The sequence below is a fragment of the Priestia sp. P5 genome, assembly GCF_029522155.1.
Lineage (GTDB): Bacteria > Bacillota > Bacilli > Bacillales > Bacillaceae_H > Priestia > Priestia megaterium_E.
This window is the reverse complement of record NZ_JAKWFJ010000002.1, coordinates 860,077-874,772: the sequence shown is the minus strand read 5'-3', so window position 1 is coordinate 874,772 and position 14,696 is coordinate 860,077. Positions and strand designations below refer to the sequence as shown.

The 14,696-nt window shown below is 38.1% G+C and carries 14 protein-coding genes; 2 read left to right on the top strand and 12 right to left on the bottom strand.

All coding sequences use genetic code 11. The features are described 5' to 3' along the window. Positions 1–6 precede the first annotated feature (6 nt). From MMB69_RS21215 to MMB69_RS21205, 3 genes are all read right to left on the bottom strand, one after another. A complete protein-coding gene (locus MMB69_RS21215; RefSeq protein ID WP_277448392.1) occupies positions 7–4,212 on the bottom strand; it encodes a tetratricopeptide repeat protein in 4,206 nt (1,401 codons plus the stop codon). Between the two features lie 167 nt (positions 4,213–4,379). Beyond that, positions 4,380–5,621, bottom strand: coding sequence for a bacillibactin exporter BcbE (gene bcbE / locus MMB69_RS21210; RefSeq protein ID WP_221785617.1), 1,242 nt, complete (start codon positions 5,619–5,621; stop codon positions 4,380–4,382). Positions 5,622–5,923: 302 nt separating this feature from the next. Continuing rightward, positions 5,924–6,211: a hypothetical protein gene (locus MMB69_RS21205; RefSeq protein WP_013056176.1), complete on the bottom strand. Its 288-nt coding sequence runs from the start codon at positions 6,209–6,211 to the stop codon at positions 5,924–5,926. A gap of 283 nt (positions 6,212–6,494) precedes the next feature. Here MMB69_RS21205 and cspD point away from each other — a divergent pair, with 283 nt between their 5' ends. Next, positions 6,495–6,698 (top strand): cold-shock protein CspD, encoded by a 204-nt coding sequence (cspD, locus tag MMB69_RS21200; protein ID WP_013056175.1) that lies wholly within the window; start codon positions 6,495–6,497, stop codon positions 6,696–6,698. 58 nt (positions 6,699–6,756) lie between these two features. Here cspD and MMB69_RS21195 read toward each other — a convergent pair whose 3' ends face one another. Genes MMB69_RS21195 through MMB69_RS21185 form a run of 3 tightly spaced genes read right to left on the bottom strand, consistent with a single transcriptional unit; the run spans position 6,757 to position 7,951 of the window. After that, positions 6,757–7,029, bottom strand: coding sequence for a DUF2564 family protein (locus MMB69_RS21195; RefSeq protein WP_075420590.1), 273 nt, complete (start codon positions 7,027–7,029; stop codon positions 6,757–6,759). A 56-nt stretch (positions 7,030–7,085) separates the two neighbouring features. Beyond that, the gene (locus MMB69_RS21190) at positions 7,086–7,268 is read right to left on the bottom strand and encodes a zinc-finger domain-containing protein (protein WP_013056173.1); all 183 of its coding nucleotides are present in this window, start codon (positions 7,266–7,268) and stop codon (positions 7,086–7,088) included. A 29-nt stretch (positions 7,269–7,297) separates the two neighbouring features. Further along, positions 7,298–7,951, bottom strand: a complete 654-nt coding sequence (locus MMB69_RS21185; RefSeq protein WP_016763503.1) for a ribonuclease H family protein — start codon at positions 7,949–7,951, stop codon at positions 7,298–7,300. 219 nt (positions 7,952–8,170) lie between these two features. On the opposite strand from MMB69_RS21185, the gene MMB69_RS21180 reads away from it, so the two are divergent. Beyond that, positions 8,171–8,569 carry a reverse transcriptase-like protein gene (locus tag MMB69_RS21180; RefSeq protein WP_221785684.1) on the top strand — a complete coding sequence of 133 codons (399 nt, stop codon included), beginning with the start codon at positions 8,171–8,173 and terminating at the stop codon, positions 8,567–8,569. Between the two features lie 6 nt (positions 8,570–8,575). Here the strand turns inward: MMB69_RS21180 and MMB69_RS21175 are convergent, their stop codons facing one another. From MMB69_RS21175 to MMB69_RS21150, 6 genes are all read right to left on the bottom strand, one after another. Then, positions 8,576–8,851 (bottom strand): DUF6123 family protein, encoded by a 276-nt coding sequence (locus tag MMB69_RS21175; protein WP_013082383.1) that lies wholly within the window; start codon positions 8,849–8,851, stop codon positions 8,576–8,578. Between the two features lie 61 nt (positions 8,852–8,912). After that, a complete protein-coding gene (locus MMB69_RS21170) occupies positions 8,913–9,374 on the bottom strand; it encodes a divergent PAP2 family protein (RefSeq protein WP_013056169.1) in 462 nt (153 codons plus the stop codon). A gap of 130 nt (positions 9,375–9,504) precedes the next feature. Further along, a complete protein-coding gene (locus MMB69_RS21165; RefSeq protein ID WP_013056168.1) occupies positions 9,505–9,819 on the bottom strand; it encodes a hypothetical protein in 315 nt (104 codons plus the stop codon). A gap of 105 nt (positions 9,820–9,924) precedes the next feature. Beyond that, a complete protein-coding gene (locus MMB69_RS21160; protein ID WP_050690753.1) occupies positions 9,925–10,182 on the bottom strand; it encodes a DUF2533 family protein in 258 nt (85 codons plus the stop codon). Beyond that, positions 10,179–10,952, bottom strand: a complete 774-nt coding sequence (locus MMB69_RS21155; RefSeq protein ID WP_264409035.1) for a nucleotidyltransferase domain-containing protein — start codon at positions 10,950–10,952, stop codon at positions 10,179–10,181. The genes MMB69_RS21160 and MMB69_RS21155 overlap by 4 nt, the downstream gene beginning before the upstream one ends. A 5-nt stretch (positions 10,953–10,957) precedes the next feature. Further along, positions 10,958–14,575 (bottom strand): dynamin family protein, encoded by a 3,618-nt coding sequence (locus MMB69_RS21150; RefSeq protein ID WP_264409034.1) that lies wholly within the window; start codon positions 14,573–14,575, stop codon positions 10,958–10,960. Positions 14,576–14,696: the final 121 nt, after the last annotated feature.

Sequence of the window (14,696 nt, the reverse complement as noted above, 5' to 3'; positions counted from 1 at the left end):
TTTTTTTTACCTTCTTACCGTTAATCCTTTTAGTTCATCGTCTTCCATAGCGATTTCATAAAATTCTCCCGTTTCATCGTGCGCTAAAACATAATCCAACTCTTCCTGAGCAGAAGCAGTTTTTCCAAGAACAGCTAGATAGCATGCCAAGTTATAGCGAATAAAAAGATCTTCGTCTCCACTTTCTACTCTGGTTATCATAAGCGAAGCTGCTGCTTCCGTTTCACCTTCTAAATGATATGCGATACCTAAATCGGTATACATCCCTTCATACTCTTGACGCTGTTCAATTGCTTTTTGAAGAAGCTGAACAGTTTTATGATAGCGTTCCGTTTTATTATACAGTTTTGCTAGTCCTGCATATATGTCAGGCTGATAAATCTCCTGCTGAAGTAATTCTTGAAAAGCTGCCTCCGATTTTTCTACCTCTTCAAGGCTACTCAAAATAAATGCTCGGTATATCTGCAAATCTATATGATATGGCTGCTGTTCAAGAAGTTTTTGAACTAAGTTTAGCGCTTCATGTGCAGCCTGTTCATTTTCATGGATGTTAACGAGTATATTGGCTAAATGATAGGCAACATCAAAATCCCAGCTCTGATGCAGAGATTTTTTCAGCACGGTGATGCTATCTTCAATTAATCCTTTCTCTTCATAAAAAGCCGCAAATGCATGCACAGCCTCTTTATTATTCCGATCCGTTTTTATAGCAAGTTCATACAGTTCAATCGTTAAGCCAAGCAGCGTAACCGTTTTTGCTTTTGCTTTGAACTTTGCTAAGCTTCGTTTGAAGATAGATCCTTGCTGCTCTTCTACGATCGAATCGGCATACTCATTTAAAGCCTCGGCTGCGTTTTTAAATAACAAGCTTTTGCTTTGTTTTTCCATTTTCATCTTTTTTAAATCTGCCGTAAGCCCGGACAGTTTTTTTCCATTTGGAAAGCTAGACATGAACGTTTGAAATAGAGCGTAATCTTCCGGATCCTCACTTAATAACTCTGTAAGAATTTTTCTAGCTTCTTCATATCTCTGCTCCATGATGAGCCATTTTGCCTGATGATGGCGAATAGCAGAATTCTGTGGATCTAGTTCAAGGGCCTTCTCTAGATACGTTTCAGCCTGTGAAATGTCTCCTTTTAGGCGATACACATGAGCATGGCTGTCAGCGAGCCATTGGGGCAGCACGACTTCCTCTACGCTCTTTAATACCTCTAACAGCTCTCCATACTCTTTCTCTGTTTCACAAAGTGAAGCTACGTGCTCAATGTTTACTTCCATAGGATTCAGCTGTATCCATTGAAGCAGCCAATTTCTTTCAGCCGTACGATTTTGTTCTTCACAAGCCATTTCGGCAAGCTTCATACAAGCGGCTTCAAATGTTTTATCAAGAGTTAAGCATTTTTTGAAGGCCTCTTTTGCTTCAGCAGTGCGATTCATTGATTGATATATTTCACCTAACCGATAATATGGCAAAGCATCTTGCTTGATATGAAGCGCTTGTTGATAAAGTTTCTCACTTTTTGTTAGCTGCTTGGCTTGTTCGTATAATATGCCTAAATAGCACATGTACAAAATCTCATTAGGGTGCTCTTGATGTTCTGCAGTTAAAAACTTAATTCCACGAGTCAGTAAAGCTGTGTCTTCTAAATAACTCGTATATGCCTCTAACACTTCACCTAACGCTGTTTGAGCAAAATGAATTCCTTCTTCATAAAGAGCAAATCCAAACTCTATCGTTTGGTTGTCTAGCTCCTGTTGTTTTGCTGCATCTAAAAGCATGCTGCCTGCATCCAACAGGACGTCGCTGTTCGATGAAAACTTCTGCGCAATAAGCGTGAGCGTATCAACGGCCGTTAAATGTTCACCTGTTTCTAGATACGCATAAGATAAGCCCAAATACATAAGAGCATCTTCTTCTATTTTTAAGCCTTCTTTATACAGAGCAATAGCTTCTTCGTACCTTTGATTCGCGACGTATAAATCGCCTAGTCTTCCTCGAATTGTCATGTCGCTCGGAAGATGCTTCATGCCTTCTTTAAGATAACTTTCAGCTTCGTCCGTTTTTTCTAGTTGATATTGTAGCAAATCAGCTATCGAAAGGTATGGATAAGGAACAGTCGGCAAAAGCTGTTTAGCTACTTGAAATCCCCGGTAAGCTTTACGAAATTTTTTTAAATGTTCATCACAACGGGCTCTTTCAAACCAGCTGTGCGCATCTTTTGGGTTTTCTTTTAATAACGCGTCGAAAAGATTTCTGGCTTCCGCGTATCTTTCTTTCTCCATTAAAATAAGTCCGTGATTGATTTGTGTATAAGATTCATCGCCATACATATTTAAGGAAATAGCCGAGCATTCAAAAGCCTTTTCGAGGTTTCCTTTGTACATATATACAAGTGCTAAATAGCTCCAGTTCAAATGCTGCTCTACGTCTAATTGCAGCGAGCTGCGCAGTGCTTCAACAGCCTCATCATATTTCTCTTCATCCAGCGCAATTCTCCCTTTAAGATAGTGATAAAAAGAGCTATGCTTTTTGTTATCTATGTGGTGTAACAAGGAAGATGCTCCCTTACTGTCGTCAAGTTTAAAAAAGGCATATGCGGCGTGAAGCTTAAGATAAACATGATTGCTATATTTCTCTAACACATGATTAATACACGTACGAATATAGGCTTCATGCTCTTTTCTGTACAAATGCTTCATACTGTAAATAGCGGCAAATGGAACATGCTCGTTTGCTTTTAATAAAGAAACGAGATGGTTAATGTGTGCCTCTTCATCCGCTTCAACTAGTTCGATTAAGTCATACAGCTGACGAATAAACACATCTTGCTCTTTAGAAAGTGAAGAGAGATCCGCTGCCGTTTTAGAAGCAACAATTGATAAAAACCCCGAATTAGCGTAATGCTGATCAAAATTTTTATATTCTACATAAGTTGGACTTAGAAAATTAGCATCTTGTACATGAAAAAGTTCAAGTTCATCATCATAGCCAAATACAACTTGAACGTGGGAAGCTTGTTCAAATTCCAGACTGACCAAAATAGGCAGCCCTTTGTCTAATAGTTCTTTAAACTGTTCAACTGTGCCGGTAAAAAACATCGCTGCAAAGCCAAGAGATTCAAAGTAGCTCACCGCTGTTGATAATTTGGAGCCTAACCCTCCGTAAATACGAGTTCCAATCTCATCCTGTGTTTTTTCGGTATGTAAAAGCCTTAACATCATACTCATACTGGCTGGCACGCAATAATTATCTTTTTGAACAATTGGTACAATAGGAAGCTTGATTGTACTGCATTTATCGTCTGTATGCTTTCCGATTAATTTTTGATAAGGTGAATCTTTTAAACATCGCTTGGTCGAGAGCAGATGCGTAAGCTGAGATTGCTGCTGCTGTTCAAAATAAATGTCCGCGCGCAGCAGCGTAAAAAAATCTTGATAATCGTGATAGGGTAACTTTGAGTCGATAAATTCAATCGTTTCAAGCAAGAGAGAATACTCTTTTAAATCTTTTAATCGCATCACTTTATCCATATATAAAGACGGAAGCTGTGGATAGCGGACAATAGCCTCGTTAATTGTTTCAAGCGATTGTTCATGCTTCCCTTCATACGCATATAAGTCTGCGAGCATTGCATAGCAAAAATCTCCATTTTCCTTATATGCTGTCCCTTCTTTTAAGCAGGCTTCAGCTTTCATTCTGTCGTTGAGCTGCAAATAAAAATAGCCCCATCTGTCAGCCATACCCTTTTGATTATATGACGTTACTTGTTTCATCCACTTAGAAGCTTCATCCACTTGTTTCATTTCTAAAAGAATTCTTACCTTTAAAAAATAGATTTTCTCAAGCTGTTCCTGTTTAACTGATTCCGTATCCAGCTGAGAAATTAATAAAGAAAGTCTATCATCAGCGTCGAGTATCTTGCCTTCTCGCAGGAGATCATCACAATAAAGAGTCACCATTCGAATCGAGCCAAATCGACGATAGCCATATGTCGTTAACATTCGACTTAAACGATTTAATAAAGCTTCATCACAAAAGCGTATAAGCTCGTACAGCTCTTCTTCCGTTTGTAAGTTTGTTAACCATTCTTTCACAATCCCCGCGAGGCTCTTTGGTTGAAGGCTTTGTACTTCTTCTGTTATATACGCTACAAGATCAAATATTTGATAATGATCCACCATGCTTTTTAATTTCTGATAATTTATACTCAATTCAAAACCACCTTATTCAATAAAATAAGAACTATTGCATCTGCTGTCTATAAATTGAAGTATAAGAAATTTCAAGGATTTTTTCTAGACACAATATAAATTTAAGCATATTGACGGGTCTTTAAATAGCAAAGAGCTGTCTTTTATCATAAGACAGCTCCATAAAATCACACTTCAGCTTTCTTCAGTTTTACGCCGCCTTCAGGTTTTGGTTTGATAGCTTTTAAAACTAAAATGGCACCTACTGCACTAACCCCTAGAGACGTTTGGAACACAGCCATGTCCGACCACTTCATAAGCAATGTATAAAGAGGAGGCCCAGCTGCTACTCCGACAAAGCGCATCGAACTATAAAGAGACGTAATGGTTCCTCTCTCTTCCTTTTCAATTCCTTCTGTAATAAGCGCATCAAGACTGGGAAGAGCTGCTCCAATTCCAATTCCACCAAGCACTAAAGTGAGTAAAATACTAAAAAGAGACGTATTAAAAAATAAAATGATGAAAGAACATGTTAACAATAAAAAGCCAAAAAAAGCAGACCACTTCATAACGATTTTATTGTTGCCAACTTTTTTCCCCGCCACAAAAGAAGAAATAGATAAAGCGAGCAAGGGAATAGCCATTACTAAACCTTTTTTCGTATTCACAATATGATAACGCTCTTCTAGTATGGTCGATAGGTAAAATAAAACCCCGAATAATACAAGCATAATAATGGCGCCTAAAATAAAAATAGCCATAAGCCATCCAATATTCTCTTTGAGCGTCTTCTTCAAATCCTTCAAAAATCGCGTAATACTTTTCTTTTTTTGTTCAGATTCAGAAGAACTATCATTTTTCGGAACTTTTACTAAAAAGATAACTAAAAGAATCGAAATAAGGCAAAGAATAGGAATGAACCAAAAAGGAAGAAACCAAATCATAGCCGCTAAAAAAGCTCCCAGTATTGGGCTTAGTACTTTCCCAAACGTATTAGCTGTTTCAATTAAACCTAGTCCTTTTGTAATTTCTTGCTCGTCTTTGAACATATCTCCTACACAAGGCATCACAACAGGCATAGCTCCTGCTGAACCTATTCCTTGAATCGCACGGCCAATTAAAATAACCCAGAATGGATTGGCCATTTGCCATGAAGCCCAGCCTGTTAAAGCCCCTCCTACTGCAGCAAGAAGCAAACTAGGAATAATAATTTTCTTGCGGCCAAATCGATCTGATAAATAACCAGCAATCGGGATTAAAAAAATAGCGAAAATTGAGTAGACCGTGATAATCATGGATACCTGCAGCGAGCTTATCTGTAGACGTTTTTCAATCACCGGCAACACCGGAATTAACATTGAATTTCCGAGGGTCATGATAAGTGGCACAGAAGCAAGAGCAAGTAAATCCAATTTTTTTCTACTTTCCATAGCGTCCTCCAAACCTTACTTCTAATTAACGTCACAATCACACGTTTTTCAATTTAAGCTTTATAAAACTTCTCGTGTTCATTGATTTTAAAGCTTAACTATCTCATTACATAAGATGATGTGTATCTATATTTTTTAGCTAAAAAGGTGATTGCTATTCATGGTTTCACTGTTCTTCTTTAATTTATTGAACTTTGTTCTTTATCCCTGTTAATACTTGTAAAATCACATATTTTTAATCCTATATATGAAGAAGCGTACGAGTATCTACGTACGCTTCTTCATATATAGGTGTCATCTTGTTACACTACTTCACCTCGATGACCATCTCCATCATACATAAACTGTTTATCAATGATATGTTCGATATATATGGTTGTCAAATCACTTTTTTTCACTTGAGCTACAATTAATCCTAACGGATCGCCAATGGTGAAGCTTGTTCCATTTTGAAACATTAGCAGCTGCTCATTTAAATGCAATACGCGCTTATAAATTTGCTCTTTCTCTAGGTTGCTGCGGCTCTTTGCTGCTTCGAGCGTTGAAAATAACAAAATGATTTCTTTTCCATTTACTTGTGTACGATACATACACGACCCACTCCTTATCACCGCGTTAAAATTATGCTGACTATACTTTTATTATAAACTAAATTTTCAGTTATTTTTCATCTTATAAGAAATTTTTTTAGTTATAATTGTGCTACGTCTAAGTCTACGTTAAATAAAAATTTAATTTTCAGAAAAGTTAAATTTTTATGTTGAAATTTTATTTCTTCTTATTATATAATATAAACAATCATTTACCTCTATTGGAAATGATAATTCGAGTTTCAGCAGCATGAGGCTGCACAGTACTAGGGGGATTCAAGTTATGCAAAATGGTAAAGTAAAATGGTTCAACAATGAAAAAGGCTATGGCTTTATTGAAGTTGAAGGCGGCAGCGACGTATTTGTACATTTTTCTGCCATCCAAAGCGAAGGTTATAAATCCTTGGAAGAAGGACAAGAGGTATCTTTTGAAATTGTAGAAGGCAATAGAGGCCCGCAAGCCGCTAATGTCACTAAGCTATCATAAATAGATCTTTTTATTTTATAGTAAAAGAGACTCTTTTCCGAGTCTCTTTTTTGTTATACTAGCGTTTGGCCTCAGTAAGCTGCTGTTCACATGTTTGAATAGACTGCATGCACTGCTGAAGAAATTGCTCGTCTACTCCTGTGCCATGAGCTTTGGCAGATTGAAGCTGTACTTTTGCATCATTAAGCGCATTCGTTGCCTCTTCAAGCTGCTGAGGACTCATACTCATCGTAGCCGTCCCAATCATCTTTTGAGCAGATTGAATAGACACTTCTACTTGTTTTAAATCATTATATCCTGTTGTTACTTCTTCATTTGAAAACTTATCCATTGAAAAAACACCTCCATATGGATAGAATGAAGCTGCTGCCGGCAAATTATACACGCTTACTTTTTAGTCAGCAAATCTCCATACTGCTTAATTTTTTCTCCTACGGTACACTCTTTAATACAAAACGTCTGAGCGTATGTTTTGCCCTTTTCTTTATTAAACGTTTTTTTTACAAAACAATCACTACAGTAGTAATCCAATAACTCCGTTACTTCTTCTAATAATTGTTTACGTTCCACTCTCGTTCATCTCCATTTCGTTCTGTGTGTTACACTTGCTTCCTGCTAGCAATTGGTATCCCTTGAAGAGCTTGAGTAGCAAGCTGGTCAGCCTCTTCATTTTCCTTCCTTGAAATAGGCTCATATACGGGTCGGATACCAAGTTCCTGCATTTTATCTTCTATTCGATCTAAGTACCGATTAAACTCTTCTTCGAAACAAGGCCACTCCCCAGCCAGCTGATTTAATACAACCTGAGAGTCACCTCTAAACGTTACCGGTATATGATGAACACCAAGTTCCTCAAGCTCTTGTATTAAATAATAAAAAGCAGCATACTCTGCCTCATTATTTGATTCAATCTCTTGCAGCCTTGAGTTGCGTCGTATTCGGTAAGAGTTGTTGTTCTGTTTAAAATAAATCACAACCCCAAGCCCCGCTAAGAGCGTATCATGCTCATAGCCTCCGTCAAAATATGCCACAATATCGTGAGGCTCTGTCTGTACTTCCTGTAAGAGCTTTTTCGCTTCTTTTACAGTCCATTTTTGCTGCTGCTCATCAAGTAGAAAAATTTCCTTCGTTCGACCTGTTTTTTCTAAATCACCCACAATCATTAGCGCCTCATTCGCATCTGTAAAATCGGATGTGAAAATTAACTGTTTATGTTTCGAGGATTTATAATGCCATTCAATTTGGAAATTCATAACGAGCATTCCTTTCATCAGCAATTTTGAATTCAACACTTTTTCTGCTTTTTTGTATTTTATCTTCTATTATGTCTTTTCATGACAGTTTTCTTACCTAATAAGCGGATTTTAGCGTTTATACGTGCTAATATAAAATAGCTGAAGTACTTATGATACAATACTATTGATGAAAAAACATGGTTTAAGCTTATATTGTTTTAACAAGGAGGCTGTATGATGATTGAAGTTTATATAGACGGAGCCACTGCTGGCAACCCTGGTCCTTCTGGAGCTGGTATTTTAATTAAAGGAGATGGTGAACATCATCGTTACGCTATTGCTCTTGGGACAATGACGAATCATGAAGCAGAGTACCATGCACTTCTTCATGCATTAAAAATTTGTTTAGAAAACAAGTATACGAGCGTATCTTTTCGAACGGACTCTCAGCTAGTAGACCGCGCAATGAACCAAGAATACGTTAAAAATAAAGCGTTCGCTCCTTTACTGGAAGAAGCCCTCAAATTGTCCAGTCAATTTGAGTTATTTTTTATAAAGTGGATCCCTAGCTCTCAAAATGCAGGTGCTGATCAGCTGGCCAGACAAGCCATTAATCAAAAAGAAGCAGGAATGTAATCCTGCTTAAATCATACCTGATGACTTTAAATATTGAATGGCTTGTTTTTGATTGCTAATACGATTTGATGTCAAATTCTCGAGGAGCGATACAAAAAAACTGCCGTCAAATTCTTTTTGTACTTTTAGTGTCCATTCAATTGTAAATATGACCATCTCGTCAGCTGCACGCGTATACTGCTGACCAAATGAAATAAATCCACGTGCATCTTCTGCTAAATGAAAGCCTTTTTCTTCAAGATAAAGAAGATACTCTTCAACGGTTTGAGCTGTTTTTGTCACTTTTTCGTCCCATCCTTTTGTGAAGGTTCTTCTTTATCTTAGCTTACTTTTGGCTATTTGACTATGATTTCCCTTCTAAAAAATAGCCAATTGCTCCAAGTGCTACTCCTAAAATGGCTCCGCCAATCACTTCTTCGGGCTGGTGCCCAAGCATTTCTTTCAAGCGCTGTTCCGTCAAATCGTGAAAGCCTCCGTCTGGAAGACCCGCAAGCTTTTCAATTTCTTCATCTAACGTATTCACTTTAATAGTAATTTCGCCAGTCTGCCTTCGAATTCCTTGTGCATCGTACATCACAATAATTCCAAAAACAGATGCTAACGCAAAGTCAATCGTAGAAACACCTCTTTTTAATGCTACATAGGTAGCCAAAGAAGATACGCCTGCTGAATGAGAGCTTGGCATTCCACCCGACGCAGCAATCATCCGCATATCCCACTTTCCTGTTTGATACTTTTTAATTGGGATTTTTAACGCTTGGGCTAAACCGATTGATGAAAGAGCAATGACAATTCCTTTATTCATATTGCTTCACCTCATCTATAGTTTGCGATGGATTGACATCTCGTACCCAAGCAAATATTGCCCAACAAAAAACGCCGGGCTAATCTGCTGACAGAGCAGGCTAATCCCGGCGCTTTTGGAAACAGTTCTGTTATTTTTTACGCTTTTTTTGTGCAGCATTATTCATTTTGGCAGATTCAACTTCAGCATAAGAGCCGAATTCTTGGCCATATTGATTATTTGCACTTTTATTAGCTTCTAACTTCTTGTTAACAGAATTGTTTTGGTTTTGTTGCACGTTGAACTCAGAAGCAAACTCCCCAGCATAAGTGTCATTTGCACTTTTTGCACGCTTTGCTTTTTGAGCCTGATTTGCTTTAAACTCAGAAGAGAACTCTTGGTTATAATTATGCTTTGCATTGTTATTCGCTTGCGCATTTTTATTACCCAATTTTTGACGACCCATCGCTATCTCCTCCTATTTGTACCTCGTTGGTACACTATTAGTATGGATCAAGCGGCACGTCATATCCTGTTCAAATTAAGGTAAAAACACCAGAGCTTAGCACGTTTATATTCTTGCTACGTACTCTTTAACCATTTCTTCTGTCACTACTTTACGGCCTGGAATGATGGTATATTTTTGAGACAGCTCATTAATTTCTGCTGTTGCAGCATTAATGCCGTCTACAGAAAAGGGTTTCCCTTCTTTGCAAAGAAGCACAGCTGCCTCAATAGCTTGCTCGCGTCGAGCTTCTAAGCTGGCAAAAGCACGTACTAGTTCGTGCTGTTTTTTAGAATGGGCTGAAATTTCTTTATGTACACTCATGTTCGTTCCTCCATTATATTATGCTGAGTTAGTAAAAATAAGTTAATGTCCTCATAACTGATTTGCTTTTCCGGTAATTCTTTTAAGCTTTTTTCTATCGCTGCAGCTTCTTTCTTAATACTGTCCAAAAAGTTTTTCATCTTTTCATTAAAAGCAACTTTCCCGCTTATCTTGCACTGTACAAATTGCTCAATGATGGATTGCTGCCTATCGTCGAGATTTGCCTGCTTACATAAATCGGCAAATAAAATGACAGGGAAACTGCGCTGCTTTACTACTACTTTCAGTGATAAAAATGCACGAATCAGTTGAAGCATCACTTTTATATCCTCTATTGTAACAGAAGATGTCAGATTTCTTTTACTATTTATCGTTAAAATTTTAAAATAATGATATCCCAATGCTTTTAAGGAATATGATTGAGCCATCATTTGCCGCAGTGGCTCAGCAAACGATGGCTTCTGGTAATAAACAAGAGGAGACCATAGCCACTCATAAAGCGAAGGGTTTGATTTTGTAAACAAATAAATGGTTTTGTACAAATCCCACCCTTGCATATCATAATTGCCTTCTGCTACATTAATGACCTCCTGAGGTCTATTGAGATGAAGATAGCGTGATGCTTTATATTTGTATATAAAGCGAACGTCAAAATCACTCGCTGACGTGTCGAGTCCGTAAGCACGGCTGCCTGATTCACATGCAAACAAAATTTCTACATTATATTCTTTTTCAATTTCCTGTAAACGTTTATTTATGTGTGTAGACATAAAAATTAATGACCCTTTCTTTCCTCCAATACATGTTCTAGCACCGTCATTGTACTTACCAATTCTTGAATTGGAAATTCTTCAGACACCGCTGCTTGCAGCTGTTTGTAATAATCATACCATTCTTCAGATACAGACTGTTTATGCGCTAAGACGTACTGATTCACTAAATGGGTATAGTGTGAATGAAGAGCGGCTTCTTCTTTCGCAATGTAGTGATTAACATCGGGCTTAATACGTTCTAGTAAAGCAGCGTGAAGCTTTACTTTCTCATTTTTTTCAAAAAAGCTTTTATTGTTTTTATACAGTGAAAGCTCTTTTTGATACGATTCATTCTCATCAAATTGATGACTTGTCACAACTTCACTGCCATTTGGAGGCTCTAACGAGTTCAACGTTGGAGTAAACGTCGGTTCATAGCGCTGTAGCTTTGTAATGATCATTCGATGCCAGTCTTCGATTAATTTTACGATGTATTTTTCGATTCGCAAAGTGGTCGCACGCACTTCTTGCGTTGCGTCGAAGGAAATAGACGTTAACAACTCCTGCAAACACAGGCGCAGCTGCTTTTGCTTTTCACCTCGATCATCCCTTAGGTTTGCCGGACTGAATGCTTCTTTAAAGAAGTCATCATACCTCACAAACAGACGTTTTTTCACATAAAATAAAAGCTCTTCTAATTCTCGGTCAAACTGCTGTTGTTCATATTCAAAATGAATTTCATGCAGTTTTGCTGCTACCTGCTCATTCTTTATGTGAAGAGATTGAATGTATCGCTTTTTATCTACTTCTGATTTTGTTTGCACCTGTTTCATTTCATTGGCAACTGCTAAAATTTGTTCGAAATCTGCATAGACACTTTGGATAGCAAGCTCTGGTAATTCATAATTTATGAAGCGGTAAAACGCATTTTTGAATGGCAGAAACATTTTATCCTCGTGGTTTTGCAAAGCCTGCAAGCTTGATACCGGGTATAAGCGCGGAAAGCGTATACCATACTGTTCAAGCTGCTCTTTTACGTACGTCTGAACTAACTGCAGCTCTGTATCCGAGCTGGCTAGGTCCGCTGCATTTACTAAGAAAAACATTTTATCAAGCGCAAATACATCTTTTACACGGCCAAGCTGAATAAGAAATTCGCGGTCAGCTTTTGAAAACGCATGATTATAATACGTTACAAATAAAATGGCATCTGCATTTTTGATATACTCAAACGCTACTCCAGTGTGCCTCGCATTGATTGAATCAGCTCCGGGTGTATCAACGAGCGTAATGCCTAAGCGAGTAAATTCACAGTCATAATACAGGTTAATAAATTGAACAAAACACGCTTTTTCTTCTTTGGCTACATAATCATGAAATCCTTCTGTATCCACTACTACTTCTGAACCGATATGCTGCTTGACTTCGCCGTAGCCTTTTTCTACTGCCTGTAAAAACGACAAATGCAGCTGCAGCTCTTCTGTTGCCTGCAGGGTTGGAATAATTGTTAGCGCTTCGTCAATTGATTCTACTTCATGATGAAACAGCTTAAGTGCACCATTTAAATCTTGGATCATCTGCTCGTTTGTTTTCATTTGCACAACAGCTGTTTTATGCGGCCGTTTTTCTGTTGGAGGCATAATTTTATTAATGGTTGCTGTTGTTGGGTTCGGAGATACTGGAAGTAATCTTTCTCCAATCAACGCATTAGCAAAAGATGACTTACCGGCACTGAATGCTCCGAACAAAGCTACGGTAAACGTTTGATTTGATAGCTTTTTCCGCTTTTCTTGAAGCCTGTTAATAAAGCGGTCTAACTTTCCAAATGAACGGAGCTGTTCGAGAACAGCTGATACATCTTGAAGAACCTTTTCTGTTCCTGTTTCATGCACAGCTTCCTCAGGCTGTGAAACTAACTGCTGCTCACTCACAGCTTCTTGCTTTTCTTCAGCTTTCATGATGCCCGTTTCATATTCTTCTTGTAACATATATGACAACTCGTTCGTATCTTCTGCCGTTAGGTCGTCATCAGTGTGCTGTAAAAATTGAAGCAAAGCTTTTGTACGTGCCAATTTTGCTTTCATTTCTTGAAGGGATGTATACGCTTCTTCAAATGCCTCACATTCCTGCAAGTGCTGATAAATTTTTTCACGCTTTACTTCATCTTGCTCGATTTTGCTCTGTTCGATTTGCGCATAAAGCTCATATAATAATCGCGTCGCTTTTTTCTTAATATGATCGGCTACATCTTTTGCGTACGTTAAAACATAATCACCATTAATCGTAGCTCCTGCTTTTACCGTTTCAATTAAATCATGCGGCTCTAACGGAATTTCAAACTGCTGAACCTGGCGTATAAGATCCGGATCGGTAAGATTTTGATTTTTCACCAGCTCTTGCACATATTGCTGCAAGTGCCACTGCAGCTGAGAAGCTGCTCGTTCTTTCATATCATCAAAAAATAACGTCAGCCGCTCTTTTTTTACTTCCTCGGTCTTTTTCTTAGCAAATAAAAGACCCACTTTAAAATCAGGCTTTGTCGTTTCTAAAAACAGCCTAGCTTTTTCTCTCATTTCATATGGTGTTAAATTGGCGTTGCTTAGTATCTTACCTGTTTCTTGTTGGTACGTTTCTGCTAGCTGCTTTTCAGCATGCCTCATTTCAGCTTCTTTTTCGAGAAGCTGCTCTTTTTGCTGCTTATTCATTTCATGGTTCTCAAGCGTAAGCTTATGGCGCAGATCGTCATGAATCGTTAACTTTTCTTCTTCTTGGTCTTCAATAAAGGCAAGGTGATCGTCAATTAACATTTGCATCGCATGTTGAATATGCTGATGTCGGTTTTCTTTTTCCGTCATCATAGCAAGTAATAGAGATTTTACGTACGAAAGGTCGTTATGACGGTTGGTTGGCTCTTTTAACGACGTATAGAAGATTCCTTCTGGTCTCACATTCCACTTTAAAAATGACGTTTCTACAGATTCTTTAAATGCTTGAAATGTTAGCTGATCTTCTTGGTGTTTATCGATTTGATTTACAATTAAATAAAGCGTTTTATTAGCTTCTTGCAGCTGTTTTGCAAATTGAAGATTTAATTCTGCCTGCACATGATTATAATCCATCACGTAGAAAATAACGTCCGCTAAGTGAAGAGCTGACTCGGTCGATACACGATGCGCATCATCTGTTGAATCAATTCCCGGTGTGTCCATCACCACAACATTTTTAGGAATAGCCTCTGTATCTATCGATAAATGAATGGACTCTACTTCATCTCCATCGACAGCAAACTGCTTAATTTGCTCATACTCATAAGGCGCTTCATAACGCACCGGCGGCTGTTTGCGGTAATAAACGGTTGCATGCTCATCCCCAGCTTTTACTGATACTAAGTTTGCGCTTGTTGGAATAGGACTTGCAGGCAAAATTGCTTGCCCCATCAATTCGTTAATCATGCTCGATTTTCCAGCCGAAAAATGTCCGCAAAATGCTACAACAAATTCACCGTTCACCCACTTTTTTAACAGCTGTATTGCTTTTGCTGCCTGCTGTTCATCTCCAGCTGCTTGAAATTGCTTATGTAAATGAAAAAGAGATGCTTCCAATCGGAGATTTTCTTGATGTTTCACACTCACTTTACCCATTATTACTCTACCCCTTTTGCCTCATTCAAGACTGTATTTAAATGTTCTCTATCCAGCTTCACTTCTGCTTATTCTTTCTCTATTTTACTTGATTCGCATGCATTTTCCCATAAAAAACTGA

Bases quoted from the DNA above. Each gene is read 5' to 3' on its own strand.
- bcbE (WP_221785617.1), bottom strand. From the start codon at position 5,621: ATGGAAAGTAGAAAAAAATTGGATTTACTTGCTCTTGCTTCTGTGCCA.
- MMB69_RS21205 (WP_013056176.1), bottom strand. From the start codon at position 6,211: ATGTATCGTACACAAGTAAATGGAAAAGAAATCATTTTGTTATTTTCA.
- cspD (WP_013056175.1), top strand. From the start codon at position 6,495: ATGCAAAATGGTAAAGTAAAATGGTTCAACAATGAAAAAGGCTATGGC.
- MMB69_RS21195 (WP_075420590.1), bottom strand. From the start codon at position 7,029: ATGGATAAGTTTTCAAATGAAGAAGTAACAACAGGATATAATGATTTA.
- MMB69_RS21185 (WP_016763503.1), bottom strand. From the start codon at position 7,951: ATGAATTTCCAAATTGAATGGCATTATAAATCCTCGAAACATAAACAG.
- MMB69_RS21180 (WP_221785684.1), top strand. From the start codon at position 8,171: ATGATTGAAGTTTATATAGACGGAGCCACTGCTGGCAACCCTGGTCCT.
- MMB69_RS21170 (WP_013056169.1), bottom strand. From the start codon at position 9,374: ATGAATAAAGGAATTGTCATTGCTCTTTCATCAATCGGTTTAGCCCAA.
- MMB69_RS21165 (WP_013056168.1), bottom strand. From the start codon at position 9,819: ATGGGTCGTCAAAAATTGGGTAATAAAAATGCGCAAGCGAATAACAAT.
- MMB69_RS21160 (WP_050690753.1), bottom strand. From the start codon at position 10,182: ATGAGTGTACATAAAGAAATTTCAGCCCATTCTAAAAAACAGCACGAA.
- MMB69_RS21155 (WP_264409035.1), bottom strand. From the start codon at position 10,952: ATGTCTACACACATAAATAAACGTTTACAGGAAATTGAAAAAGAATAT.
- MMB69_RS21150 (WP_264409034.1), bottom strand. From the start codon at position 14,575: ATGGGTAAAGTGAGTGTGAAACATCAAGAAAATCTCCGATTGGAAGCA.